30 protein-coding genes, 1 pseudogene and 2 riboswitches are annotated in these 25,546 nt (G+C 41.2%); of the genes and pseudogenes, 22 read left to right on the top strand and 9 right to left on the bottom strand.

Features of this window, described 5'->3' with window-relative positions:
- Positions 1 to 6 precede the first annotated feature (6 nt).
- Entirely contained in the window at positions 7 to 1,425 is a 1,419-nt protein-coding gene (locus tag V7201_RS02630) for a LysM peptidoglycan-binding domain-containing protein (RefSeq protein ID WP_335375228.1), read from the bottom strand.
- Between the two features lie 277 nt (positions 1,426 to 1,702).
- Between V7201_RS02630 and V7201_RS02625 the strand changes: the two genes are divergently transcribed.
- The 3 genes from V7201_RS02625 to V7201_RS02615 all read left to right on the top strand — a co-directional run bounded on the left by V7201_RS02625 (position 1,703) and on the right by V7201_RS02615 (position 3,370).
- The gene (locus tag V7201_RS02625) at positions 1,703 to 2,086 is read left to right on the top strand and encodes a MarR family transcriptional regulator (RefSeq protein WP_335375227.1); all 384 of its coding nucleotides are present in this window, start codon (positions 1,703 to 1,705) and stop codon (positions 2,084 to 2,086) included.
- 200 nt (positions 2,087 to 2,286) lie between these two features.
- Positions 2,287 to 2,883: a LysE family translocator gene (locus V7201_RS02620; RefSeq protein ID WP_335375226.1), complete on the top strand. Its 597-nt coding sequence runs from the start codon at positions 2,287 to 2,289 to the stop codon at positions 2,881 to 2,883.
- 52 nt (positions 2,884 to 2,935) lie between these two features.
- Positions 2,936 to 3,370, top strand: a complete 435-nt coding sequence (locus V7201_RS02615) for an NUDIX hydrolase (protein ID WP_335375225.1) — start codon at positions 2,936 to 2,938, stop codon at positions 3,368 to 3,370.
- 50 nt (positions 3,371 to 3,420) lie between these two features.
- Here the strand turns inward: V7201_RS02615 and V7201_RS02610 are convergent, their stop codons facing one another.
- Positions 3,421 to 3,906, bottom strand: coding sequence for a QueT transporter family protein (locus V7201_RS02610; RefSeq protein WP_335375224.1), 486 nt, complete (start codon positions 3,904 to 3,906; stop codon positions 3,421 to 3,423).
- Between the two features lie 6 nt (positions 3,907 to 3,912).
- Positions 3,913 to 3,957: riboswitch (PreQ1 riboswitch) on the bottom strand.
- A gap of 93 nt (positions 3,958 to 4,050) precedes the next feature.
- On the opposite strand from V7201_RS02610, the gene V7201_RS02605 reads away from it, so the two are divergent.
- Together V7201_RS02605 and V7201_RS02600 are read left to right on the top strand one after the other, a co-directional pair.
- Positions 4,051 to 4,533 (top strand): GNAT family N-acetyltransferase, encoded by a 483-nt coding sequence (locus V7201_RS02605; protein WP_335375223.1) that lies wholly within the window; start codon positions 4,051 to 4,053, stop codon positions 4,531 to 4,533.
- Between the two features lie 233 nt (positions 4,534 to 4,766).
- Positions 4,767 to 5,162 carry a DsrE/DsrF/DrsH-like family protein gene (locus V7201_RS02600; protein ID WP_335375222.1) on the top strand — a complete coding sequence of 132 codons (396 nt, stop codon included), beginning with the start codon at positions 4,767 to 4,769 and terminating at the stop codon, positions 5,160 to 5,162.
- 213 nt (positions 5,163 to 5,375) lie between these two features.
- On the opposite strand, the gene V7201_RS02595 is transcribed toward V7201_RS02600, so the two are convergent.
- Positions 5,376 to 6,182 (bottom strand): protein phosphatase 2C domain-containing protein, encoded by an 807-nt coding sequence (locus tag V7201_RS02595; protein WP_335375221.1) that lies wholly within the window; start codon positions 6,180 to 6,182, stop codon positions 5,376 to 5,378.
- Between the two features lie 312 nt (positions 6,183 to 6,494).
- Positions 6,495 to 6,644: a hypothetical protein gene (locus V7201_RS02590; RefSeq protein ID WP_335375220.1), complete on the bottom strand. Its 150-nt coding sequence runs from the start codon at positions 6,642 to 6,644 to the stop codon at positions 6,495 to 6,497.
- Between the two features lie 364 nt (positions 6,645 to 7,008).
- On the opposite strand from V7201_RS02590, the gene V7201_RS02585 reads away from it, so the two are divergent.
- The 12 genes from V7201_RS02585 to V7201_RS02530 all read left to right on the top strand — a co-directional run bounded on the left by V7201_RS02585 (position 7,009) and on the right by V7201_RS02530 (position 18,660).
- Positions 7,009 to 7,854, top strand: coding sequence for a pirin family protein (locus V7201_RS02585; RefSeq protein WP_335375219.1), 846 nt, complete (start codon positions 7,009 to 7,011; stop codon positions 7,852 to 7,854).
- Between the two features lie 72 nt (positions 7,855 to 7,926).
- A riboswitch (cyclic di-GMP riboswitch) is annotated at positions 7,927 to 8,012 on the top strand.
- Positions 8,013 to 8,107: 95 nt separating this feature from the next.
- Positions 8,108 to 9,370 (top strand): DUF5667 domain-containing protein, encoded by a 1,263-nt coding sequence (locus V7201_RS02580; protein ID WP_335375218.1) that lies wholly within the window; start codon positions 8,108 to 8,110, stop codon positions 9,368 to 9,370.
- Between the two features lie 341 nt (positions 9,371 to 9,711).
- On the top strand, positions 9,712 to 9,840 hold the full coding sequence (locus V7201_RS02575) for an FbpB family small basic protein (RefSeq protein ID WP_335375217.1): 129 nt from the start codon (positions 9,712 to 9,714) through the stop codon (positions 9,838 to 9,840).
- 27 nt (positions 9,841 to 9,867) lie between these two features.
- The gene (locus V7201_RS02570; RefSeq protein ID WP_335375216.1) at positions 9,868 to 10,263 is read left to right on the top strand and encodes a sporulation protein; all 396 of its coding nucleotides are present in this window, start codon (positions 9,868 to 9,870) and stop codon (positions 10,261 to 10,263) included.
- A gap of 128 nt (positions 10,264 to 10,391) precedes the next feature.
- Positions 10,392 to 11,006, top strand: a complete 615-nt coding sequence (locus tag V7201_RS02565) for a protein kinase family protein (protein ID WP_335375215.1) — start codon at positions 10,392 to 10,394, stop codon at positions 11,004 to 11,006.
- A 329-nt stretch (positions 11,007 to 11,335) separates the two neighbouring features.
- Entirely contained in the window at positions 11,336 to 11,896 is a 561-nt protein-coding gene (locus V7201_RS02560) for an RNA polymerase sigma factor (RefSeq protein WP_335375214.1), read from the top strand.
- A 2-nt stretch (positions 11,897 to 11,898) separates the two neighbouring features.
- Positions 11,899 to 12,639 carry an anti-sigma factor gene (locus tag V7201_RS02555; RefSeq protein ID WP_335375213.1) on the top strand — a complete coding sequence of 247 codons (741 nt, stop codon included), beginning with the start codon at positions 11,899 to 11,901 and terminating at the stop codon, positions 12,637 to 12,639.
- A gap of 117 nt (positions 12,640 to 12,756) precedes the next feature.
- Positions 12,757 to 14,127 (top strand): copper amine oxidase, encoded by a 1,371-nt coding sequence (locus V7201_RS02550; protein ID WP_335375212.1) that lies wholly within the window; start codon positions 12,757 to 12,759, stop codon positions 14,125 to 14,127.
- 51 nt (positions 14,128 to 14,178) lie between these two features.
- Positions 14,179 to 14,841: a class F sortase gene (locus V7201_RS02545; protein ID WP_335375211.1), complete on the top strand. Its 663-nt coding sequence runs from the start codon at positions 14,179 to 14,181 to the stop codon at positions 14,839 to 14,841.
- Between the two features lie 290 nt (positions 14,842 to 15,131).
- Positions 15,132 to 15,962, top strand: a complete 831-nt coding sequence (locus V7201_RS02540; protein WP_335375210.1) for an SPL family radical SAM protein — start codon at positions 15,132 to 15,134, stop codon at positions 15,960 to 15,962.
- A gap of 262 nt (positions 15,963 to 16,224) precedes the next feature.
- Complete coding sequence (locus tag V7201_RS02535; protein WP_335375209.1) at positions 16,225 to 17,613, top strand: amino acid permease; 1,389 nt, start codon at positions 16,225 to 16,227, stop codon at positions 17,611 to 17,613.
- A 198-nt stretch (positions 17,614 to 17,811) separates the two neighbouring features.
- Complete coding sequence (locus V7201_RS02530; protein WP_335375208.1) at positions 17,812 to 18,660, top strand: STAS domain-containing protein; 849 nt, start codon at positions 17,812 to 17,814, stop codon at positions 18,658 to 18,660.
- A 62-nt stretch (positions 18,661 to 18,722) separates the two neighbouring features.
- Here V7201_RS02530 and V7201_RS02525 read toward each other — a convergent pair.
- A pseudogene (locus V7201_RS02525) lies at positions 18,723 to 19,011 on the bottom strand (DUF5367 family protein).
- 240 nt (positions 19,012 to 19,251) lie between these two features.
- Here V7201_RS02525 and V7201_RS02520 point away from each other — a divergent pair.
- Together V7201_RS02520 and V7201_RS02515 are read left to right on the top strand one after the other, a co-directional pair.
- On the top strand, positions 19,252 to 19,881 hold the full coding sequence (locus tag V7201_RS02520) for an AAA family ATPase (RefSeq protein WP_335375207.1): 630 nt from the start codon (positions 19,252 to 19,254) through the stop codon (positions 19,879 to 19,881).
- Positions 19,775 to 20,227 (top strand): GNAT family N-acetyltransferase, encoded by a 453-nt coding sequence (locus V7201_RS02515; RefSeq protein WP_335375339.1) that lies wholly within the window; start codon positions 19,775 to 19,777, stop codon positions 20,225 to 20,227. Before V7201_RS02520 ends, V7201_RS02515 begins: the two co-directional genes overlap by 107 nt.
- A 140-nt stretch (positions 20,228 to 20,367) precedes the next feature.
- On the opposite strand, the gene V7201_RS02510 is transcribed toward V7201_RS02515, so the two are convergent.
- The gene (locus tag V7201_RS02510; protein WP_335375206.1) at positions 20,368 to 20,994 is read right to left on the bottom strand and encodes a nitroreductase family protein; all 627 of its coding nucleotides are present in this window, start codon (positions 20,992 to 20,994) and stop codon (positions 20,368 to 20,370) included.
- 171 nt (positions 20,995 to 21,165) lie between these two features.
- Here V7201_RS02510 and V7201_RS02505 point away from each other — a divergent pair, with 171 nt between their 5' ends.
- Entirely contained in the window at positions 21,166 to 21,726 is a 561-nt protein-coding gene (locus tag V7201_RS02505) for a sugar O-acetyltransferase (RefSeq protein WP_335375205.1), read from the top strand.
- 30 nt (positions 21,727 to 21,756) lie between these two features.
- Here V7201_RS02505 and V7201_RS02500 read toward each other — a convergent pair whose 3' ends face one another.
- The 3 genes from V7201_RS02500 to V7201_RS02490 all read right to left on the bottom strand — a co-directional run bounded on the left by V7201_RS02500 (position 21,757) and on the right by V7201_RS02490 (position 24,517).
- A complete protein-coding gene (locus tag V7201_RS02500; protein WP_335375204.1) occupies positions 21,757 to 22,488 on the bottom strand; it encodes a DUF3784 domain-containing protein in 732 nt (243 codons plus the stop codon).
- A 365-nt stretch (positions 22,489 to 22,853) separates the two neighbouring features.
- A complete protein-coding gene (locus V7201_RS02495) occupies positions 22,854 to 23,114 on the bottom strand; it encodes a hypothetical protein (RefSeq protein ID WP_335375203.1) in 261 nt (86 codons plus the stop codon).
- A 197-nt stretch (positions 23,115 to 23,311) separates the two neighbouring features.
- Positions 23,312 to 24,517 (bottom strand): MFS transporter, encoded by a 1,206-nt coding sequence (locus tag V7201_RS02490; RefSeq protein ID WP_335375202.1) that lies wholly within the window; start codon positions 24,515 to 24,517, stop codon positions 23,312 to 23,314.
- Between the two features lie 351 nt (positions 24,518 to 24,868).
- Between V7201_RS02490 and V7201_RS02485 the strand changes: the two genes are divergently transcribed.
- Positions 24,869 to 25,000 carry a hypothetical protein gene (locus V7201_RS02485; RefSeq protein ID WP_335375201.1) on the top strand — a complete coding sequence of 44 codons (132 nt, stop codon included), beginning with the start codon at positions 24,869 to 24,871 and terminating at the stop codon, positions 24,998 to 25,000.
- A gap of 23 nt (positions 25,001 to 25,023) precedes the next feature.
- Positions 25,024 to 25,542 (top strand): GNAT family N-acetyltransferase, encoded by a 519-nt coding sequence (locus V7201_RS02480; protein WP_335375200.1) that lies wholly within the window; start codon positions 25,024 to 25,026, stop codon positions 25,540 to 25,542.
- Positions 25,543 to 25,546: the final 4 nt, after the last annotated feature.

Here is a 25,546-nt window from a genome sequence, read left to right as displayed (position 1 = left end):
ACTATTTTACGTTAATTTTTTTATATTAAAATTGTCCTCAAGCAAAGTCCAGTTCTGCGGGAATGGGTAGCCCAAAACCCAGTAGCTGACTCCTCGAAGGTTGTATTGTTTGATAGTATCAAATTTTGCTTGGGCACTTCGGGCGTCCTCGAACCAGACTTCGTGTCCTCGGCCTTGTTCATCATTATAACGGAAGAAAGGCGATGCAGCAGCTGAATCATATTGAATCGATGCGCCGTATTTGATCGCTCGGCTGACAGCTTCCTGAGGGCTGTATGTTTCAGCTTCCTGGCCCTCGACGTGAGGGATGACCCAGTCGCGGGCGTACAGCTGGAAGCCCATCAGGATTTTGTTCCTAGGGATGACAGTAACAGCGTAGTCAAGCACACGGCGGATTTCGTTCAATGGTGAAACGGCACGCGGCGGTCCGAAGCGGTAGCCCCATTCATACGTCATCAGTACGACGAAGTCTGCAATCCTGCCATGGGCTTGATAATCATGAGCTTCATATAACAGTCCCTTCTGGTCAGCGCTGATTTTCGGCGCCAGAGACGTCGACACAAAAAATCCTTCCTTATGCAGGGCATTTACGGCCGCCTGAAGGAATGAATTGTAAAGCTCGCGGTCAGCAGCCAATACATTTTCGAAATCAATATTCAAGCCGCGATAGCCTTTTTCACGCATGACGGAAAGAATATTGTCCAGAAGCTTTCCACGGTGCTCTTCACTTGCGAGTACTTCATGTGCGATATTATGTCCGGTTTCGGTGGCGGTAAAATTGGTGATCGACATCATTGGCAAAGCTCCTTTTGCAAGTCCTGTCTGGATGGCATCGGTGTCATCCTTCATATACAGGACGAGCGAACCGTCCGGCTGAATGACATAGGCAAAAGGCGCAATGTAGGTCAACAGGTCGGCCACTTCACCGACATATTCCACCGCTTTTTCATCGGAATGGTAGGTGAAGGCGTTCGATTCGATCGTTGGCTTCGGCCTGGGGATGGTGAGGATGGTTCCTGGATACAGTACGTTTGGATTCTGAATTTGATTGGCCCTGATGATCGATTGAACCGTAACACCATAACGCTTGCTAATCTGCCAGAGCGCCTCCCCGGATTGAACAGTATGCCGGATTGCAGGAATCCGCAGCACGGTACCTGGATAAATCAGTGCTGGATTAGTGATCCCATTCGCCCTGACGATCGCGTCAGCCGTCGTGCCGTAACGTTGTGCGATCGACCAAAGCGCTTCTCCCGATCTGACCGTATGGTATACATCATAGGATGGAATGATCAAGGCCTGGCCAACGACCAGTTGATTTGGGTTTTCCAATCCGTTGATATCTGTAATTTGCGTGATGGTCACTTGATAACGGCTCGCAATCTGCCATAATGACTCTCCTCTTTGGACAACATGAATGAACATAATGAACCTCCCCTGGGAAAAAGTCCTACAATAAGGTATGAGGGAAAAATAAATTATATGTTGGGAGGAGCCCGTTTATTAGCGTTCTTTTCTGTAGAGGATGCAGCATTTTATAAAAGGAAAAATATAAACAAATTGTTCAGTAATCATCTGGAGATAGAAGCTTCTAAATTGCGTTGTATTTTTATAAAAATTAACAAGGACTCACAATTCCTTATGGAGTAAAATAATGGAGAAGCAAGTGCAGCTATAACAAAACGTATAGGGAGTGGACCCGATGGGAGCATGGGGAACAGGGCTGTGGGAAGATGATTTGGCATGTGATATCCAGGATGAATGGAACGACCTTCTTGATGAAGGGATGAGTCCACGTAAAGCGGCGAAAATCATCTTGAAATCGTGGCTCGAGGAGTTGGAAGATTATGATGATGACTTGGAGCGTCAGCCTGATGAATCGATTCTATATATTTCACTTGCGGCCCTTCAAATGAGGCATAGATCATTGACGGTTGGGATTAAAAAGAAAACAATCGAGCTGATTGATAAAGGGGCGGATCTTGAATTGTGGGAAGACAGCGACATTCAGGATTACGATGAACGAAAGAAGTTTCTCGTTGAATTCAAGGAAAAGCTAGAACAGACACGGGCAAGGTTTTTTTGAAAACTATATATCATTCCATTCATGATCAAAATCAATAGGAATCAATAGAAATACCGATGGGTTATACACATCCTATTTGTACCAAAGCAAATATGGGTAAGCTGTATAGGAATGTGGATAAGTAAATGCATGAGGTAAAAAGGAGTTAAGTAACTCACCACGGCTTGTGGCAATGCCTCTCTCGAAAGGATTTATTAAGAATGTTATTGCTAAAAAGTATCATCCTTGGTTTTTCAGTATCAGCTCCGGTTGGGCCGATCGGGTTGCTTTGTATTCAAAGAGTCCTCTCTAGAGGGAAAACAGCAGGTATCTTGACAGGATTTGGAGCTGTGACGGCGAATATTATTTATGCGAGTATCGCCGCATTCGGTTTTTCGGTGGTATCAGCATTTTTGATCGAGCAACAGGCTCTTTTGAGGCTGATTGGATCTGCGTTTTTATTTTACCTGGGGGTAAAAACATTTTTTAAAAAGCCTGCCAGTACCGCAGCGAATCTGCAGGGTAAAAGCCTGGTAGGTATGTATCTATCTACATTCTTATTGATGATTACAAATCCGGTCACTATTCTAAATTTCACCGCGATGTTTGCGGGGCTGGGATTTGATCAGAGTTCAGATACAGGTTTGACTGCTGTAACGCTGATTGGCGGCGTATTTTTTGGTGCGGCCATATGGTGGGTAAGTCTTAGCCTCATTGTCAGCATTTTTAAAAATAAGATCACTCCGCATTTAGGTCTGGTCAATAAGATTGCTGGTTTGCTGATCATTGCGCTGGGGATTTTAGCGTTTGTAAAATAAAATTTTTATTAAAGACAGCCATAAAAAAGGCTCACAATATAGGGGGTACAGGGTGGATCTTTGGGTAGGTGCTGCTGGAGTCTGTATAAATGAACATGAGGAAGTGCTGATGGTTCGGCAGGGAAAAGAAGAGGAAGAAAAGCTTTGGGCTATTCCGGCAGGTGGGATAGACCTGAATGAAACTTCTGAAGAATGCTGCATCAGGGAAGTATTTGAGGAAACGGGATATGAAGTCGAAATCATCAGGCCTTTATACATAAAAACAGGTAACTCATTTGGGGTTGATATTAAGCTCCAGTTTTTTGAAGTGATGATAACAGGTGGCGAACCGCGGATTCAGGATCCGGACGGGCTGATCCATGAGATAGCGTGGAAAGAAGTAACTGGGATGAGCGAAGCGGATTTTGGTTTTCCTGAGGATCGGGAGTTTCTTCTAAATCTAATAAATGAAAAAAACCTTCGGGAGAACATATCCTTTCAGGCATGAAATGCAAAAAAAAACGCATGGATAATGGAATCCATGCGTTTTCACTATACTTAAACCAATTTTTCCAGATTCACGCGCTTGTGGATGGCGAGCATAACGGGGATGCCGACTGCCATCACCGTTAATTCGCCGGCAGCTGTTGTCAGCCAAGTGAACCAGAACGGCAATTGGAATGCCAGGTTCAATTCAATGGCGATCAGGAACATCGTGAAGGTGAAAACCAAAGTGTTCACGGCCATCCGTGCGATAATGCTCTTAATATATTTTGCTGTGAAAATTGTGACGAGCAATGAAATCACAGACTGGCCAACTCCGAAAACAAGGTCATAAGCGACCATCGGAGAAAAGAGCAGGTTCGTTAAAAATACGCCTAATACGATTCCATAAAAATATTTCTTATTGAAAACAATCAGGTGGTTGAACATTTCCGATACTCGGAATTGAACGTTCGTGAAGCCAAATGGCTGAATAATAGCAGAAACCGCAATATATAATGCAGCTAGGAGTCCGTTCCGGACAATCGTTCTCGTATTCATTCTTCATCTCTCCTAGTTTTTTAACGTGGGATGGTTACGAACCACGTTTGTTATGAAAGCCAATTTTAAATTATATAGGATAAAAGACCTTATCACAATACCATTTTCGTGTGCGGAAATAATAAAAATAAGGAGATTTTACAAATGGAAATTAGATCCTATGCAACAGCAGATGCCCCGGCCATTCTGAAATTGTTCAGAGAAACCATCCTAAGTGTTAACCATGGAGATTATACACAAGAGCAATGTGAAATCTGGGCTAATAGCTTTTCCAGTATAGAAAGTTTAGACAGCAGACTAAGAAACAGTTTTGCAGTGACAGCTGAGGTGGATTGGGTAGTGGCAGGTTTCGGAAACCTTAACTCCCAGAGGGAAATTGATCTCTTATACACACATAAAAACTATCAAGCGAGAGGCATTGGTTCAGCGATTTTAAGAAAACTGGAATCAGTTGCATGCTTGAAGGGATATGAGGAGCTGACCACAGAAGCCAGCATTACAGCTTTGGACTTTTTTCTTTCCAAAGGATACGTTGAGGTAAAAATGCAAAACAAGAGGGTAGGAGGAATCGAGTTTATTAATTTTATTATGAAAAAAACTTGTGACGAGCATAGGAGCAACACTTGATCACAGATTTTGATCTGCTAGAAAAATTTCTTTTAAAAACTCTTGTCTCTTCTGCCGCATAGTTTAGCGTGAATTTAAGCAAACCTGCGAACCAGACACAAAAACAGGATTGACCCTGCTTCATTTTTAGGTTATTATTATACCAATAGGGGTAACGGTATAATTAAATCGTCAAATTAAATTTATCCCTGAATAATATCAGGAATGGTTTTTAAATATAAGGAGGAATAACAATGAGTAAAAAAGTAGCAATTATCGCAAGTAATGGTGGCTTATTTGAGGCTTATAAAGTATTTAATATCGCAACAGCAGCGGCTGCCACTGATCAGGAAGTAGCTGTATTTTTTACATTTGAAGGCTTGAATTTAATCCATAAGGAAGCATACAAGCAGCTTCCTATGCCAGAAGGCAAAGAACACTTTGCAGAAGGTTTTGCAAAGGCCAACGTTCCTGCTATTCCAGAATTGGTTGAAATGGCCGTGGAAATGGGCGTTAAATTCATTGGCTGCCAAATGACAATGGATGTAATGGGACTTGAAAAAGAAGCTTTTGTTGATGGACTTGAAGTAGGCGGAGCTGTAACATTCCTAGAGTTTGCAACAGATGCAGATGTTACTTTGACTTTCTAAGTTTTTAACTCTTTTTGTAATCTTTGTTGCTATTTTAACGAAAGTAAAATGAGGTACCTTTGTTAAAACAGAAACAGAGTACCCATAACCCTGTAAAAGCAGACCCAAAGATCAATCAAAGGTGCGGCCATTTCCCAAATGCTTATGGGAAATGGTCGTTTTATTTTTTCTTGAAACGTTTTTATCCGAATGAACCTCTGTATCTATGAGATTTTACTGATTGCTGGCCAATGTAGCTTTCTCGGTTACATCCACCATCCAGGACACAATTGTCGTACTGTCACGAACATTGTTTTCCTGAATTCCTTTTAATAAAGTCTCAACGCTTTCTCCATTAGAAGATTTCGAGAAAACCCGGAAAATGTCCTGTGGATTGGAGAATCGTTCCCCAGGGCATTCTATTAAACCATCGGTTGTCAGCAAGAGATGATTAATGCCCTGCCGCAGTTCCTTTCTGCCGGTGCTGTAGCAGGGGACTGGCATCTCAAAAGTGTTCACCTGTCCAATCCACTCATAGAATTGCCTTTGATTTAATTGATGCTGACCGAAGGCGGTTAACTCGGGGTGATGTAAATATAAAATACAGTCGCCAACCGAGAACCACCAGCAGTACCTGCCTTTCCTTGCTGCGATTAAACAGGCAGTTTCCCCTTTAACTTTACTGCACTCATCCATAAATTCTGTGCTTCGAAATAGGTTTAGCACCATTTTTTCCAGGCTTATGAATGCTTGGTCTGGCTGAAGAGTTAGACATTCATTTATCTCATTTTTTCGTCGTTCAAAGGTTTGGACAATCAATTCTGCGCTTTCGGCGGAATTATGGGCATCCAAAAGTATGACAAACTCCCAATCTTGTCTTTCATCAATCAATAATAAGCAGCCGTCCTCATTCTTATATTGACCAGCAGAGGAATTCCCTCCGTAGCGGCCAACAACAACTCGGCCAAATTGGTCAACGCTTATGGTATCGACAAAAGTCTTCTGGCTTCCGACCCAGCTAAAATCATAAACTTTATTCATATTAATTTAAGACCGCCTTTTGGCTCATGATATGCCAAACACCATGCACAGTATGGCTGACACCCTCATTTATAATCGAACCAGAAATTTGAGTCTCGCCAGCATACTTGCTGCTAACAAAACAGTCCTCCACTACAATCACGCCTTTTCAAAATATTTCTAAAATTATAATATAATGTAAGCTTAAAAGATATCATAATCATAAAAAAACTCCCTAAACCAGGGAGCTTGTCAGCGTGGTTCCTAAATAAAATAAGAAGGGAGCGAAAATGGTGATTTTCGCTCCCTTCTTATTTTTTATTTTTAAAACAATTAATTTTCGTTTTCATCATCCATTTCATCTTGCTGTTCGCCATCACTTGGGCCATTATCCTGGTCAACGCCATCCCCACATGCTGTAAGGCCGCCTAAAATCACACTTAGTGCCAACCCGCTTGCTAATAGTTTCTTTTTTAGTATCATGAATAACAGCTCCTTTTTATTAGATTGTTGCTTAAAGAGTAACTACCCGTTTTTTTGAGGAGACAAACTTACTTGAATTGTCGACTCCATCCTGCACCATATTGTTAGTCAATTTATCCAAACATTGATTCGTTGAAATTACAAAGATTTTAGAAGAACGAAAATGGAAAGCAGAGATATGGAATATAGAATTGTACCCTTGCTTATTAATCATTCAATAAACTTTAAAACAACCAACCAATCATGCTTTAACTTACTAAAAGTAAGCAATTTGTATTATAATATTATGACAGAGTTAATAGCTCGCTATCTCATGATGATTACTAAATAGAATAGGATAGGGCCAACAATGGAGGGGGAAATTATGTTCCAAAGAGATATTAAAGATCATTGGACAGTACGATATGAAGAAAAGGATTTTCCGCATGTCCAAATGGGACTTGTTTTAAATCCACAGAGATGGCGGGAATTGGATCCATTTATCCTGATGGCAGAGGACTGGTTCAAGCGCGGGACATTTTCCGATCATCCACACCGTGGTTTTCAAACGATAACATATGTGATAGATGGCAGGCTTGAACATATCGATAATCACGGCGGGCACAGTATTCTTGAGGGTGGAGATATTCAATATATGAATGCCGGGTCTGGAGCGAGACATGCAGAAGAGGCAGTTGATGACGACATTGCTCATACACTGCAGCTATGGCTGAACCTTCCTAAAGAGCTAAAGAGTACTAAAACCTCTTATCAGAATGTGTATTCTGAAACCGTACCAATCGTCCAGATTAAAGGCGGATCAGTTAAGGTATACTCAGGCGAAACCGCTGGGGTAAAAGGACCGCTTGAACCATTAGTGCCTTTTGCGCTTGCTGAAATAAGCTTGTCTGAAGGAACAGAATTTTCCTACGAGCTTCCAGAGGGGCACAATGCATTTCTTTATATTCTTTCTGGTGACCTTATGGCAGGTACCGGAGAAACCAGCCTGGAAAAATCAACAGCGGCGACATTAACCTTCAACGATGGAGGTAGTGGGTTAAGTGAACTGCGGCTGAAGGCAAATAAACGCTCAAAACTATTAGTTTATTCAGGGAAACCCATTAAGGAAGAGGTCGTTGCTTACGGACCTTTTGTAATGAATTCAATGGACGAAATCCGCCAGGCTTACCGAGATTACCAGGAAGGGAAATTCGGGGTAGAAGCGAAGTAGAAATTCTGGGAATTATGTAAAGTTTCTATTTCTTTTTTTCTGTCGAAAAAGTAAGATAATAGTAGAATTAATATCCGATAAAGGCAAACCCAGGGAAACCTGGGGACGCAAAGCTACAGGGGCTAATGTCAGACAGACAATGCCAGCCAGTTGCCGAAGATTCACATAGCAGTTGCGTGTGTGCTGTTCTTCGGGCAGCACTTTTTTATTTTTCATCGATTTTAATTCAAACTTTTAAAATGGAGGAAAAAAGATGAAGAGACTTTTAACAACAGCGGTTTTAACAGGGGTACTTACCTTTGGTACAGCTGTATCGGCAGATGAGGTAATTGAAACAACTGACCCGGGGACAACACCAGACCAGTTTTTATTTACCTTTGACCAATTGTTTGAGGAATTAAAGCTGTTAGTAACCTTTGATGATGAGAAAGAAGCTCAGCTGCTGCTTGATTTTGCCAGCGAGAGACTTGCAGAAGCAGCCGCGATGTCTGAAGAAGAGAAAGATGCGTTTGTTCAAGAAGCATTAGAGGATTATTTAGCAGCACTTGAGGAAGCACAGGAAAAAGTAACGGAAGTCATTGTGGAAGATCAGACCGATTCTGAAGGTGCAGATGAACTTACTGAAGAATTGGCAGATACTGCAGAAGTCGAGGATGACCTTGCTGAGAATGCAGAAGATGATCTAAAGGAAGAGCTGGAAGAAGCTGTGGAAGAGGCTAAGGTTGTTGCGAATGTGGTCAAGGGCCTTGATCAGGAAATGGTGACTCAGCTTCGTGAGCAGAATCTTGGATACGGCCAAATCGCACAGATTTTCTGGCTGTCAGAAGCATCAGGCAAAACAGTTGAGGAAATCTCTGCTATTTATACAGAAGAAAAGGTTGGCTTTGGTCAAGCAGCCAAACAGCTTGGCGTTCATCCTTCGCAGATGAAAGGACTCGCATCTGGAAAGAAACAAGTCTCTGACGAGGAAGAAGCCGAAGATGTAGTGACGGAAGAAGGAACAGGGTCCGGTGAAGTTGGAGCTGAGGATGGGGATGCCGCGGTTGAAGAAGGCACTGAAACTGAATCAGAACAGCCAGAAGATGCTGGAACAGAGGGTGAAACTGCCGAAACAGCTTCCGTTGAACAAACGACTGTACAAGCAGCAGGAGTAAAAACAGTAAAGAGCACTGAGAAAAAGACTGCTGCCCAGCCGGCAACAGTTAAAGCAGATGAAAAGAAAGCTGCAGCAGCTAAGAAGGCAGAAGAGCAAAAAGCGGCAGCTGCCAAGAAAGCAGAAGAACAAAAGCAGGAAGCAGCTAAAAAAGCTGAAGAAGTGAAGAAAAAGGAAGAAGAGAAAAAGGCTGAAGAAAAGAAACGTGAAGAGGCTAAGAAGAACGAGGAAAAGCAGCAAGAGGAAGCCAAGAAAGCTAAAGATAAGAAAAACGATAATTCTAAAGAAGATGATGATGGGCAAGGAGAAGAAAGCAGTGATGAAGGTACCGGCAAAGGCAAAGATAAGAAGAACGGAAAGTAAAGTGGCCTGAGCCAATAAGGATCAAGGATAAAAGGGACTGGAGTTTTACACTTCAGTTTGAGCCTCTCGATTTGACGAATTTACCGATGTCATGTATGATGTAGTTATAAATTTAAATAGTTCTCCTAAAGGGGAGTAGCTTTTACAACAGGGTCGTCATTACGGAGATTTCTCCCGGCTTTGTTGGCAACATTCATTCGTTGTTAGCAAGACCTTTGCCAATTTTGGTGAAGGTCTTTATTTGTTTTAAAACCTTCACCGTCGTGGGTGAAGGTTTTTTTATTTCAGATAAGGCATTTTCACAATAAGCAACATAAATTTAGTATTGGAGTGTGACAGTTATGAAGAAAAAACAACTGCGTTTTAATGAATTGGTCAAAAAGAACAGAGAAGAGCTTTTAATGGATCAGCAAGTACTGGAAAAGATTGAAAAGCGATTGGATGAGAAATACGCTAATTCTAAGAAATAGTTCATTAAATCATATGGAGGATCACAGATGTTATTAAGAAAGTATATGTCTTTGCTTGGCGTCGGGTCGGCACAAATTGACCTTATATTAGAGAAGGATGTTTTAAAGCCTGGTGAATCAGTGAATGGTCAATTTTTAATTAAAGGCGGAACGATTGACCAGCATCTTAAGCAAATTGACTGCGCCCTCGTCATGGTAGATGAAAAAACTGGCGCAGAAGAAGTCATTGATACAACAGCCATTCAGGTTGAAACAAAGATAGGATCAGAAGAAGCAGATAAAGTTCCGTTTTCATTCAAGCTGCCCCTAGATGTTCCCATCACAACCAAGGCAATCTCCTATCACTTCAAAACAAAACTAACCTTCGAACAAGGCGTCGAAAGTTGGGACGAAGACATGATCAAAGTAGTAAAAAACAAATAATTTAACACATTAAAGCACTGGGGGTCAGACCCCCAGTAAGGTAATGCGTTAAAGCACCGGGGGTCAGACCCCCGATAAGGTAAAGCGGTGAAGCGTGGGGGTCTGACGCTGTGAGAGGAGGTAATGCGTTGAGTTTTTTTGGAGATTTAGCGAGTAGTGTTGTTTATATGCTGAAGGGTTCGAAGATTGCGCTGGCGGAGAAGGATGAGAGGCTGCAGCTGATTGGTGAGGGTCGCAGTGCTTTTGCATTCAGGATCCGGGGGACGGACCTTGTCTTGAAGGTGTTCTTTCCTCCATTTGAGAGAATTGCTGCTGAGGAAGCAGCGATTTATAAAGAACTCAAGGGCAATCCATTCTTTCCTGCGATGCATGAATCAGGCAAGAATTATCTCGTCATGGATTATGTTCAGGGAACGACACTCTTTAATTGTTTGGTAAAGGGGATCCCAATAGCTAGTGAACATATCAAGGAAGTAGACAACGCCTTGCAGCTGGCAAGAGAAAAAGGTCTGAACCCCTCTGACATCCACTTAAGGAATATCATAGTTACTCCAGAAGGCGATGTTCGGCTGATTGATGTGGCACGATTTCGGCAGACAAAAAAATGCTCTCAGTGGGATGACCTGAAACTAGCTTTTTACAAGTTTTACAGACATAAGCGTTTTCCGAAAAAAGTACCGCAGTATGCAATGAATCTAGTGGCTTTCTTTTATAAAAAAGGGCTGCTTCCATCAATTAATTAATTAATTTTCATTTTCATTTGGTGGAAGCCGCCTATCACCTTTTCCCCTGCCAGATGCATCTAAATCCTCTTATCCTACCTGAAAATAGCCAAGCTATAATTCGGATTTGGATAAACTCTACAGGATAAAAGTCAAAGACTCATCCTAAAACAATACATAAAATTATATTAGTTTCATTTTTTCTGGGAAATACACTTAGCTTTCTTCAAAATGTAATCCAAAAATTAATTATTATCGTTATATATTGAAGAGATCATAGCCGATTCCTTTTTTCCCTATAAAACTTAATCCGTTATAATAGTAGTAATTTGACGAAAAGGAGACCATATATGAGGAATAGTCCCGACAGTGTTCTTTATGAAAGCATCCAGGCTAAAAATAAAGAAGCGCTTGAAACATTATATGATCGGTACGAAAAAATCCTCTTTTCATTTCTTTATAAAATGACCCAGGATTATGATTTAGCAGAGGAAGCTTTGCAGGAGGTCTTTTTAAAGATTTGGAGAGGGACCGGTGAATACGATGAAAGTAAAGGTAAATTTACTTCATGGCTGTTCACGATGGCACGAAATTCGGCAATAGATATTATTCGCAAGAAAAAAGTGAAACCATCCGTCCCTATAGATGATATAAATCATATGGTAAGTGATGATCAATCCGTTGAAGAAAAAGCTGAGTGGCAGGAAGAAAAAGTAAGAGTCCAAGAAGCTGTTTCTAAGCTTTCGGACGAACAAAGAGGCATGATTCAATTGATGTACTTTAAAGGTTATACCCAACAAAAAATATCCGAAGATTATAATATCCCCCTTGGTACCGTAAAAAGCCGAATTCGTCTGGCATTGAAGAATTTAAAAAAATCACTGGTTTTTGAGCATGAAAGGAGGGGCTGAAAATGGAGAAAATGAATTGTGATCATCTAATCGATTACTTTAACCGCAGCTTAACAGAAGCAGAGAAAGAGCGGTTTGAGGTACATTTAGAGCGTTGCCCAGAATGTCGGGAAGAATTAAAAGAGTTAGTAGAAATTACAGGAGAACTTCCATATCTATCAGAACCAAAAACTCCTCCATCCAGTATGAAAAACAGGATTTTAGAAAATGTTTTTGAGACTGCAGAATCGGAAAATATTCAACTCACAAAAACAGAGCGGCCAAACCTGACTGTGAACAAGCCTTCAGCAGTGCAAAAGAAATCCTGGTTGACTCCATTGCTTGCAGCTACATTGCTCCTTTCGCTGCTAGGGAACGGATACACATTAATGAAATTGAATGAAGAGAAACCTGGAAAAGAGTTAGCAGAGGCTGTAAACAATGTTCAATTGGAGCCAAGTGAAAATTTTCTCGGCTCAGGAGAGGCTTCGATTCTCACCTATAATGACGAGATGAGTGTCATTGTTCAAGCTGATAAGCTAAAAGCGATAGAAGGAAACGAAGTATATCAGGTATGGCTGATAGAAGACGGTAAACCTGTTCCCGCAGGCTCTTTTGTGCCAGACGCTACCGGGAGTGGAGCTGCTTTTTATAAAATAAAGGCAGACAAAAATAAAAAATGGGATACGATAGCGATAACCTTGGAACCCCAGCCTGGAAATGAACTTCCGGAGGGACAAATCGTTTTGAGCTCAAAATTATAAGAAGGAATCCGACTGCTTTTTTAAGCAGCCGGTTTTTTTTTTCTAAAAAAAGTGATCCAAATAAAAACTGTCTCCGTTAGGTAAGTGAAAAAACATTTAAAAAGGAGATGTTCAATTATGAATTGGAAAAAATCCGTATTAGCTATCCCATTAAGTTTTTCTTTATTAATTCCAACGGTGGCAACCGTCAGTGCCCATGAAGGAGAAAATCACGCACAAAATCATCCGACAGTGACTTCTCCTGCTTCGGATTTAAGAGCAACACTTGATGCATTATTGTCCGAGCATGCTTATTTAGCGGTAATAACAATGCAAAAAGGGATTGATGGTGCAGAGGACTTTGAAGCAGCTGCTGGCGCTCTCAACCAAAACACTGAAGACTTATCTAATGCGGTTGCGTCAGTATATGGAGAAGAAGGCGGAAAGCAATTTAAAGAAATCTGGAGCAGTCATATTGGCTACTTTGTAAACTATGTGACCGCAACTGCGAAAAACGACCAGGCTGGAAAAGACCAGGCATTGGCAGATTTAGAAGAATATAAGGTGAAGCAAGCTGCATTTTTGGACACAGCAACAGAAAGTCGCCTGAAGGCTGATGAGCTAGAGGAAGGATTACAGGTTCATATCGAGCAATTGCTATGGGCATTTGATAATTACAAAGCGGGTGATTTTGAAAAGACATATGAAAATCTCCGCCACTCCATGCACCATATGTTCGGAACTGGCAAGGGCTTATCATGGGCCATTACAGATCAGTTTGCCGACAAATTTGAAAAAACGAGCGTAGATACTCCAGCAGCAGACCTTCGCGCGGATTTAAACTATCTTCTATCCGAGCATGCAGCTTTTGCAATTCTGGCGATGCAAAAAGGCATTAGCGGTGCGAAAGATTTTGAAGCATCGGCTGCAGCATTAAACCAAAACACAGATGATTTATCAAAAGCAGTCGCATCCGTCTATGGGGAAGAGGCTGGAGGTCAATTTAAAGAAATTTGGGGCAGCCATATCGGATATTTCGTGGATTATGTAAAAGCGACGGGAGCCAAAGACGAAGCAGCAAAGAAACAAGCCATTGCTGAGTTGGAAGAATATAAGGTTGAACAGGCAAAATTTCTTGATGCCGCAACCGAAGGCCGTTTAAAAGCAGCAGACCTGGAAGCTGGACTGCAGATGCATATCGATGAATTATTGAAGGCATTCAACAGCTACACAGAAAAGGATTATGCGACCACTTATGAAAACGTCCGCGAAGCATATGCCCATATGTTTGAGGTAGGTGCTGGATTATCAGGAGCAATCGTGGATCAACATCCTGAAAAGTTTCAGGAAAAAATGCCAACTGATATGCCGAAAACAGGAATGGGAGGTGCGAGTGAGCAGGCTGGCGGTCTTTCTAGTACAATGCAATGGCTGCTGATTGCCATGGTTTCACTCATTATTCTGTCAGCGGTAACGGTTCGTGCTGCTAAAAGGAATTCTCAGGAATAAATGAAAGATGAGGGGGGCCCTCCCCTCTCTTCCATGTTTTTGAAAGAGGTGATGATGTTGAAAGCGTTGTTGTCGATTATCATAATGATTGCTTTTTTGGCAGGCTGCAATGCTGCAGGGGGCGATACAATTAAGAAAGCTTCTGCAACGGATGAGCTTAATAAGAGCCAGCAGGAAAAAGAGAAAGAAAGTGTTCCGTCTCAAATGGTTTCTGGGACTCAGCCTGCCAACAGCATTTCATCAAATGGCAAGGTGATAAGTGAGAGCATCAAGAGCATCGATCCCTACCGTCTTCAAATTCCTTCAATTGATGTAGATACATTAATCGAAAACGTAGGCTTATTGGACAATGGGCAAATGGGTGTACCGGAGTCCTTTGAAACGGTTGGCTGGTATGAGAGAGGACCAAAACCCGGAGAACGCGGAAATGCTGTCCTTGCGGGACATGTTGATAGTAAAAAAGGACCCGCTGTTTTCTTTTACCTAAAAAAACTAAAAGAAGGCGATGAGGTTATCATTTCCGATAAAAGAGGCAAGAGCCTGACATATAAAGTAAAGGGGGTCAAAAGTTATCCGACCGAGCTTTCCCCAGTAAATGAAATTTTTGACTACTCCTATCAAAGCAATTTAAACCTAATTACCTGCACAGGAATCTACGATCGCACAACAGGGAACCATTCAGAAAGACTGGTGGTATATACATCATTAAAATAGCTATCCACATAAAATAGTGCTTGCTCTATGAAGGTAAATAAACCAAAACATTCATGTAATAGTAAAGCTGCTTATCTTGTAAGATAAGCAGCTTTATTATTTATCAAATGCAACGCGTTAAAGTACTGGGGGTCTGACCCCCAATGAGGTAATGCGTTAAAGTGTGTTGGAACTTCATGTGAGTGCTTGTTAATACATATATTACCAGCTGTTAGTTAGGATGCTGCAGCCTCTTTATTTCTATCCAAAAGCTATAATGTAGGGAGAATAATTGAAGGCAGGTGAAGAACTTGAAGCTGAATGTCAATGATATTCTCTCCAAAAGCATCCTGACTCCGGGGCGGGGGCTGCTGAATGAGTATTCTCATTCGCTCAACCCTTATGCCGGCTGTGCCTTTGGCTGCAGTTATTGTTATGTGAGACAGCTTCCAGTTTCACTTTTCCGGGAAGCGGAATGGGGCACTTGGGTTGATATTAAAGCAAATGCAGCAGAATTGTTGCGAAAAGAACTCATCAAATCGAAGAAAAAAGGACCTGTAACCATTTTTATGTCTTCCGCCACCGATCCGTATCAGCCGATCGAGTCAAAAACCATGCTCACTAGAAGCCTGCTTGAGGTCATGCTCGAGGTTCAGCCAGACTTCCTGTTCGTCCAGACAAGGTCACCACTGGTCAAGCGGGATCTCGACCTATTTAAACAATTCGGCAACAAAATCAGAATTTCGATAACGATAGAAACGGACAAAGAAGAAATCAGAAAAGCCTTTGCTCCATCAGCACCTCCCATTCCTGCGCGGATGAATGCATTAAAGGAGATAACTGATGCTGGTGTGTTAACACAGGCAACCATTTCACCATTGTTACCTTGTACACGCGAATTTCCGAAAAAGCTTAAACATTTAGCCAGCAGGGTTACACTTGATGATTTTTGGATGGGTGATGGAAGCGGAGGCAAGCGGACAGAGAAATTAGGGATTCATAAAATATATGAGCAACTGGGAATGGAAAAATGGTATAACCCTGCTGCACATAAAGTGGTTTTGAAAATGCTGAAGGATGAATTAGATGGAGAGGTACAGGTTTTGGTATCACAGGAAGGGTTTATGCCAGGTATAGAATAATCAGGAACGCTTGCGACCACCGATTTATTATTTTAAATTTCATTATGATGTTAATAAAGCTGCTAATCGCGCAATAAATGATTAGCAGCTATTTTATTATTTACGGAATAATATTCTTGATGTTACCCAACCAAATTAGTTCCCAATTTCACAACGTTTTTAATTTCTGAATATTTTAATCTTTACAAATAAATAATATGCTAGTAAAATGAAAAAAGTCTTATCAACAAAAATCGACAAATTTCTACATCAGGAGGAGTTTATGGACTTATTTCGTAAAAAACATATTGGAAATGACATGTCGAATGATTCACTCAAAAGAGTTTTGGGTGCCTTAGATTTAACAATGTTAGGCGTCGGGGCAATAATTGGGACCGGAGTGTTCGTACTGACAGGAGTAGCAGCTGCCAAGTACGCCGGGCCTGCCTTGATTCTTTCTTTTATAATTGCAGGATTGGCCTGCGTGTTTGCTGCATTATGTTATTCCGAATTCGCTTCGATGATTCCACAGTCAGGGAGTGCTTACACATATAGCTATGTTGCTTTCGGTGAGATATTTGCCTGGATATTAGGATGGGACTTAGTCCTCGAGTATGGACTGGCCTCATCTGCTGTTGCAAGTGGATGGTCTGGTTATTTTCAAAGTCTTTTATCCGGGTTTGGAGTCCATCTTCCAACTGCCTTGACGAGTGCGTTTGATCCGGCAAAGGGCACAGTCATCGACGTGCCAGCCATCATGATCGTTCTCTTGGTTACTTTCTTGCTTTCAAGAGGAGTAAAGGAATCTGCAAGGTTTAATGCGATCATGGTAGTCATTAAGGTGGCGGTGGTACTACTCTTCATTGCGATTGGAGTTTGGTACGTGGAGCCTGCTAACTGGAAACCTTTTATGCCTTTTGGGGTTTCTGGCGTGGTAAGTGGAGCTGCTGTTGTGGTGTTTGCTTACTTTGGTTTTGATGCCGTTTCTACTGCAGCAGAAGAGGTGAAAAACCCTCAGCGAAATCTCCCTATTGGGATTATCTCTGCTTTGGTGATTTGTACGATCCTTTATATCGCTGTTTCGTTAATCCTTACTGGGATGGTACCCTTCAATATGTTGAATGTTAAGGATCCTGTTGCTTTTGCTCTGCAATTTATTGGTCAGGACTGGGCAGCTGGTTTTATCTCCCTTGGAGCGATTGTAGGAATAACGACAGTGTTGATCGTGATGATGTTTGGCCAATCACGCCTGTTTTTTGCCGTTAGCAGGGATGGCCTTCTTCCAAAAGGATTATCAAGAGTCCATCCAAAATCTCAGGTTCCACTGGCAAGCACATGGGTCACAGGGATCTTGGTCGCTCTCCTTGCAGGATTTGTTCCGTTGGATAAGTTAGCAGAGCTGACTAGTATCGGGACATTGTTTGCCTTTGCGACTGTTTCCCTGGGAGTGGCTGTTCTCAGAAAAACACGGCCAGAATTAAAGCGTGGTTTTAGAACTCCTTGGGTTCCAGTTATTCCTGCCCTGGCAGTCATCTTTTGTGTCTATCTCATGTTCCAGCTTTCTTCTTTTACATGGAAAGGCTTTTTCATTTGGCTGGTGGCAGGTTTGATAATTTACTTTAGTTATGGTTATAGAAACAGCAAGCTGAATTTACAAGGAAAGAAAATGTAAATCTTATCTATAAAAATCCCTTAACGTTGACATCATGTGTACAAGGTTAGGGGATTTTTAATTTTTTACCATGCAAGGTTAAAAACTTGTCCTGATTTCTCAACCTGAGTTATGATGGGTTATAACAGTGTATTTATGAATTAGACCTTTGAATCATAGATTGTAAAATATCGTCTTGGAACATTTGGAGGAAAATCAATGAACAATGAATTGAAATTATTAGGGGAAGCAATTGTTGAAAGAAAACATGAAATAGCAAAAGCTGTCCATGAGGATCGATTATCCACTTCAGAATTAACTGAAGCTCAAAAACATGAGTTCAAAAAGATTGAAGCACAAATCCTGGAAGTGCGAGCTAATTTCATTGCTTTATTTGGTGAAGCTTTGGTGGACCATGAAGATAAAGAGAGAGGCCTCGCGAAGATTACCCAGTGGGGAAAAGAAACTGGGGAGTATATATATAGATTAGGAACCTCTTTAGATGAAGCGCTAAAGGATACAAGCTTTTACCGTAAACATATCTGGAGTGCGATTAAGGAAGCAGCAAAAGACATGTCAGCTTCAACCATTTTTGAAGTGCTTAATGTCATTGATCCGCTTATGGACCATGCAATCTACAGCTTCAGCCTGACATTCGTTGAGTCTCATCAAAAGAGCCTGGAGAACGCAAAAACTGCCTTGCTTGAACTATCTGTTCCTGTTGTTCCATTATTGCCGGGTGTAGGCGTGCTGCCGCTTGTTGGCAACGTTGATACGGAAAGAGCGCAGCTATTGATGGAAGAAACATTGGAACAGGCTGTTAAGCTAAAGCTTACACACCTGATTTTCGATGTATCAGGCGTGATGATTGTTGATACGATGGTTGCGGATCAGTTATTCAAAGTTATCAGCGCATTATCTCTAGTCGGTGTAAAGACAATCATGACTGGTATCCGTCCAGAGGTTGCCCATACAATGGTTACACTAGGCCTGAACCTTGAAGGAATCACGGTAAAATCGAACCTTCACCAGGCATTCAAAGAAATCCAGACATTGAAAAACGCTTAATATATTTATGAAAAAAAAGTTGCTGCGGCAGCTTTTTTTCATGGTTTAAATAAGACACCTTTTTAAGGCGTCTTATTTAAACCATGATGGACATTTAGTTTTATGGGCAATCCGGAAATTAAAATCAAACTGTATGCCCATAAGAGCCAGGACGCAAACAGTGGTTGTGAGCCCGGCTGCCGATTTGGAAAAATAAATAACACTGAATATGTCCAATATCATTCCTGGAAGAGCGATCAAGACTGCAGAAGCTAACCGTTCTGACAAAAGGATCATCCTAAAATGATAATAATGAATGGTAGCAGCCAAAATGACTGGGACAGCTAACAGAAATGTAATTAAGATTAGCAATGGATTATTTGCGTCTAAAAAATATTGCCCAAAGAACCGGAAAATCAGTGTGGCTGAGACCCAAAGTAATATACCCCCTAAAATATTTTCCAAATGTAATAAAATATTCTACAGTTCTTTTTATCTACCTCCTTTCAAAAGGATAACGATGGTTATTTTTTATGCATGGAAAATATAAAAAGAGGAAAATAAAGATTTAAAGAGAAAGAGTAGTCTATCTAAAATAAAATTGGTGATCCCATGGGTAAATATCATTCTCGTAAAATTCATATAATCGGCTCAGTCGGAAGCGGCAAGACGACACTTGGCAGGATACTTTCAAGGAAATTAAATGTGCCGCACTACGAACTTGATAATGTGGTATGGAAAAGATTCGATACAGGTGATGTGAGAAGGAGCGAAGCAGAAAGGGATGAATATTTTTTTCATATTATCCAGTCTGATGCGTGGATCATTGAAGGTGTGCATTATGAGTGGGTGCAGCAAAGCTTTAAGAATGCAGACATGATCATACACCTGAATTCTGCTTATTTTACGAGGACAATGAGAATCATCAAAAGGTTTATTTTACAAAAGCTAGGAATTGAAAAATCAAATTACAAGCCAACTTTTGCGATGTTCAAGAAAATGTTTGTCTGGAACCGCCATTTTGAAAATAAAAGCAAACCAGAAATCCTGAAGATCCTTAGTGAGTATGAAGAAAAGGTATGGACTATAAACGACACCCGCAATCTTAAAAAAATTATAGACTGGAGTTCTGATGATGAACGCACTATGTATTCGCACTGCAGAGGAAAAAGACATTCAGCAATTATACGAGTTAATGCTTGGTTACATCGTCGATTTTTATCAAAAACCAAAGCCAAATGAGGCTGACCTGAAGAAGCTGATTCAGCATCTAATGGACCATCCTGATGCAGGTGTGCAATTTGTGGCGGAAAAAGAGGGCAAATTAGTAGGCTTCGCTACATTGTATTTCACCTTTAGTACGCTTCAGGTAAAACGGGCAGCGATTCTGAACGATCTGTTTGTGACTACTGAAGCTAGAGGCCATAAAGCTGGGGAGCGCTTGTTTGAAGCCTGTTTAGCCTATATCAGGGAGAATGGTTTTGCGTATATGACCTGGGAAACAGCGAAAGACAATCTAATCGCCCAGGGATTATACAACAAAATGGGCGGTACGCTTTCGGAATGGCTGGTCTATGAAATCGAATAATTATAACTGCAAAAAATCCATAAAAAAGGACCTGTATATGAACTGCACAAATACGAATTGTGTGCAGCCCATTTATGGGTCCTTTTTATTGTTACTTTTCAACTCATCGAATAGGAGCATTTCATTAAAAGAGTCTTAAACTATATGAACTCTACAACATCTTCAATTGGCAGACGGGTTGTTTGGTGCCCAGGTACAGCAGCCTTTCCTAGCGCAATCAGCACGATGGGCATATAGCGGTCGTCAATGTTGAATTTTTCAATGAACTGCTGCTTGTTGAAGCCGCCCATTGGAACGGTGTCATAGCCTCTGTCTTTGGCAATCAGCATCAGCTGCATCGAGACAAGTCCAGCATCAAATGAAGCAATATTTGCTCTCGCTTCGACCGGTGCTGCTGGGTAAAGCTTATTTGTACCCTCAATCATCCTGCCCATGTTCGCTTCGTCCATAAAACCAGCCTCAAAGGCACTGCGATAAACTTTTTCCCCATTTCGGTACATTTCTTTATCCCCGAGAACAGCGATCACTGCAGAGGAAGTTTCCACCTGCTCCTGATTGTTGGCAATCGACCTAAGCTCCTTCTTCGTTTCCTGATCCTGGATGACGATAAACTTCCATGGCTGAAGATTGCTTGATGACGGTGCAAGAGTGGCCTCTTTTAAAATATCGACAATTTCCTGTTTGGGAATATTGAATTCAGGGTCATACTTCCTGACAGAACGGCGTTCAAGGATTAAAGTGGATAAGTTCTTCACTGATGTATTCATAGTATGTTCCTCCAAAAATATAGTACAATTACATTTAGTAAGTAATAAGTAGGTTACTATTAGTAAGTTACATTGTCAAACTAGATGCTCATTCAATGCGAGGATTTAGGCAGGAGGATCATTGGCTTGCAGCAGTTTAATTAAAAAATCCTGAAACTGGAGTGGAATAGTATGAAGACCGAAAAACAAAAAATGCTGGACGGGGAATTGTATAATGCTGGGGATTCTGAGCTGGTAAAAGAAAGGGAGAATGCCCGCAGGCTGACAAGGCTTTATAATCAAACGACCGAAACAGAATTTGAAAAACGCACACATATACTCAAGGAGCTTTTCGGTTCTAAAGGTGATCAATTTTACATTGAACCAACATTCAGATGCGATTACGGTTACAATATCCATATCGGGGAGAACTTTTACGCGAATTTTGATTGTGTAATCCTCGACGTATGTGAAGTGAAAATTGGAAAAAACTGTTTCATGGCGCCTGGTGTTCATATATACACAGCTGGCCACCCGGTCAATCCATATGAACGGATTGCCGGGCCTGAATTCGGGAAGCCGGTAGTGATAGGTGACAATTGCTGGATTGGCGGCAGAGCAGTCATCAATCCAGGAGTGAAAATTGGAAACAATGTCGTTGTTGCATCCGGAGCGGTTGTCACGAAGGATGTACCAGATCATGTGGTTGTTGGCGGGAATCCGGCACGAATCATTAAAAAGATCGAACTGTAAACAAAAGTGCCTGGTCTCTCTTTTGAGAAATCAGGCACCTTTTTTCGTTATCTCACTTAGAAGGATATACCACTTCTTCGTCTGTTCAGGATTTTTACTATTGATAAAAACCTTCTTTCCCTCCAATTCAATATATAAATATGGCGAAGAGCCTTTATGGATAAAAAGCAAGCTGCTGCCAAAATTTTTGACCCTAAATTGGCCTTTTGACATAGTCGCTAGCCCAAAACCGTTTTGCTTCCATGTGACCTCCGGCATTTCATCCAAAAGCTCCACAGATTGAATCTCATCGTATTTCCACACATCGCCATACATTCCCGTAATCTCAAATGAATCTTGATTGGTCTTAATTTCAAAGTTCTGGTATCCAAGGAAGGAAATTACGATTAAAAACCCGATTGTAACAATAGCGAGAACAGAACTAATGATATAACTGCGCTTTCGTTTAGACTTAACCTCATACTTCGATAAGTAAATGAGTCCTCCAAGCAAAAATACAAGCATGAAACCGAACTGGATTTCCATAGAATAAGTAAACGAAGTAAAGCTCAATGGAAGCAAAATCGCCATTCCGGCCGCAGTGGCAAGCATCAGCTTTCCAACGCGCTGAGGAAATCCATTCTCGATCAGCTGTTTCTGTTCATCCTCAGTTCTCCCGTTAAAATTTGAAATCAGCCAGTACGCATCCTTTTTTACTATTGCCCAGCCTAATAGCAGGAACATAACGATCAGGAATAGCTGCACTCCAATTAAGAACCCCATTTAATCACTTCCTAAAAATAACCCATCTTACTAACTTAATACGGATAGCTCCTAATTAAGTTTCACTGATCATAAACTAGCTAGGGTTAATGATCACTTGCACTCAGGGAGGAACCAGAACGAGGTACTATGCTTTCTCCGAACGAGATTGAGTAGTGGCTGATGGAACGTGGAGTTTTGGTGAACAATCAGTTCGGGATATTAACAATATAGTAATTGAAAAAATTATTGGACTAAGCTGGTGTCGAATATGAGTCGATCAGCGGGGACTTGTGGAAAGATTAGAAAAAGCTATTACGTTTGTTGATGAATTACTTAAGTAGAATGCCAGGCATCATCCAAAGCCGGATGGTGCCGTTTATATTTTATGTCTTAACATAGTAATCAATTAATAGAGCAGTTAAAAAGGAAAGAGCGGATAATATCAATAATGATGTACTTATGACAGCCATTGTCAGCCAGCCAAAACCCAACCATACGGTAACCCATCCCAAACAACCAGCCACACCAAAGGAAACCACTGCGATATATTTAATCTTCTTCAGATGAGAGTAATGTACATTGATGCCAAAAAAACTTAAAGATAATATAAACATGATACCTATAAATAGGAGGATGAGTTCCATGAATCACCTTCTTTCACAATGAAGATATTTTCTTTATTATGGAATATTTATAGAATAAAAGATATGGAAAAACGAAAGCCGTGTTAGTTCTTTTTACTCATTAAACGTTTGATTAATCACTATTCTAACGGGGGAATTCTGGGCTATGCCGAATAAAAAGCTGCCGCTAAAGGCAGCTTTTTACATATTTCAGTCATTTAGCTTACATTCCGTTCAGTATCGCCAATAGCGCGCAGGTTGCGTGACCGTATGAAGAAGATTGTCGTCATCACGATTGACAGCACACCAAACATCACGCTCATATTCTGAAGCCCGACTGCGTCTAAAAGGAAACCAGTCATCAGTAAGACGATTTGAAACACCACGCGGTCCATCATGTTGCGGAAGGAAAAGAAACGGCCGTGATAGTCTTTGGGAACCTTTGTCTGGAAAATAGTCGCTCCCGTCGGGAAAAAGCATCCAACTGAAAATCCAAACAATGCGAAAGCAATGATTGTCAAAACAGGAAGGTTTGCGAAAAATAAGAGCAGCTGAGAAAGTCCAATCAATAAAGAACTTGCAAATAATATCTTGTATGGAGAGATATTATTGCTAATTCGTTTAATAAAAAATGCTCCGCTCATGAAGGCGATTCCTTCGGCTGTATAGATCCATCCCTTGATTGCCGAGCTTTCCTGAAGTTCACTGATATTGATGACAATCAAATTGAATCCACCTAAAAATAGCAGAGGGATCAACGTGAGGATTAAGGTCATCATCACGATTGGAAGCTTAGAAATCACTGGGAATACATCTTTAAATCCATGCTGCTTGCCAGCTGACTTGGATTTCATGGACAGCTTCTGTTCATCAAATTGCAGAAACCAGGTCAAGGAAAATAGGACAAGATAAGCACCAAGTGACAGCAGGTACACCATGTTTAACGGTATTGCGACTAAAAGTACTCCTGCTAAAGCTGTGCCAATTACGCGTGAAAGTGTTGCAACATTCATATGGACACCATTCAGCTGAAGCAAATCCTTCTCATTCACCACAAGTGGTATTGCCGCCTGCAGTGCAGGGAAATAAAAAGCTGCGGATATTTGCAGAAGGATGAGAAAAACGAGCATCCACCATACGGAACCAGTATGAATCGCCACGAGCATGAAAAGAACGCTCACTGCCCTGACAAAACCAGATATCAGCATGACTGTCTTTTTGCTATGCTGGTCTGTCAGTCTGCCGGCGAGTGGCCCGACTGCAATCCCTGCAAGCAGCCCGGCTGCCAATAGCAGCGATTTTAAAAAGTCAGAAGGAATCTTCTCCTGCATAAATTCAAGATTCCCGATAATCCCGAGCCACAGTCCCAGTCCGGCAATAAACTCTCCGGTTAATAAAATCCAAACATTTTTGTTTCTCCACATGCCAATTTTGCCCCTTAGTTTTCTATATATTGTTTTTCTACCATACTACAATTATCGGATAATTGTAAAACTTCGTTTAGCTAAATATATGGTTTTATAGATTGATTCATTCGGAGTTCATTCTGTTGTATGTATATCGGTATTTAACAGAAAATGCGTGTTTAAAATTCAAAGTCGATTGTAGCAGAAATCAACAGGATATGAAAAATCAATATTCAGCTTTAACAAAGCCAACAAATAAATTGATCAAGAGCATCAATTCCTTGAATCCTTGCTTTATACATTTTTACCGGCAGAAAAGGATAAACTATGCTCATTGTACCTGGAAACACCATTTACGGAAGGGGAAGAATGATGAAAAAGAAGCAAAGGGATATCAAGTTAAGCTATGAGTTTGACGGAAAAATGGATAACAAGAATACCAAAGGCAAGAAGAAGGACGAAAGCGCAGATTTTTTTAATACCACCCCGGAAAGTGAATAACAACGGAAAAGGAGAACACGTAAATGGCTGAAGAGCAGATCGTGCGTGCAACAGAGGATGACTTGCCTGTCATTGGAGAAATGTTTGGAGAATGCAAGGAATACCTTGAGGCGAGAGGGATTTTGCAATGGGATGAAAAGTATCCGAATCATGAGTATTTTGAAAACGCGATGGAGGGGGAGGAATTGTTCGTTTTGAAAAAGGGCAGTGAAACGTTTGGGGCAATGGTGCTAGATGAATGGCAGACACCGGAATGGGAAAATGCCAGCTGGACGGAGACCGAAGGAAAGCCATTGATCCTCCATTCTTTCTGTGTAGATCCCTCAGCACAGGGAGGCGGCTATGGCAGCAAAATGCTTCAGTTTGCAGAGGATTTTGCCAGGAAAAATGGATATGCCGTGCTGCGGCTCGATACATACTTTGGCAACGAAGGGGCTGTCCGGTTTTATGAGAAAAGAAATTTCCGCAAGACTGGTGAAGTCAGATTATCTGGAAAACCAGAGGGGCATGAAGACTATATCTGCTTTGAAAAAGTGTTTTAATGAA

The sequence above is a fragment of the Bacillus sp. JJ1122 genome (genome assembly GCF_036964885.1).
In the GTDB taxonomy this organism is placed as follows: Bacteria; Bacillota; Bacilli; order Bacillales; family Cytobacillaceae; genus Mesobacillus.
This window is presented reverse-complemented; position numbering and strand designations above follow the sequence as displayed.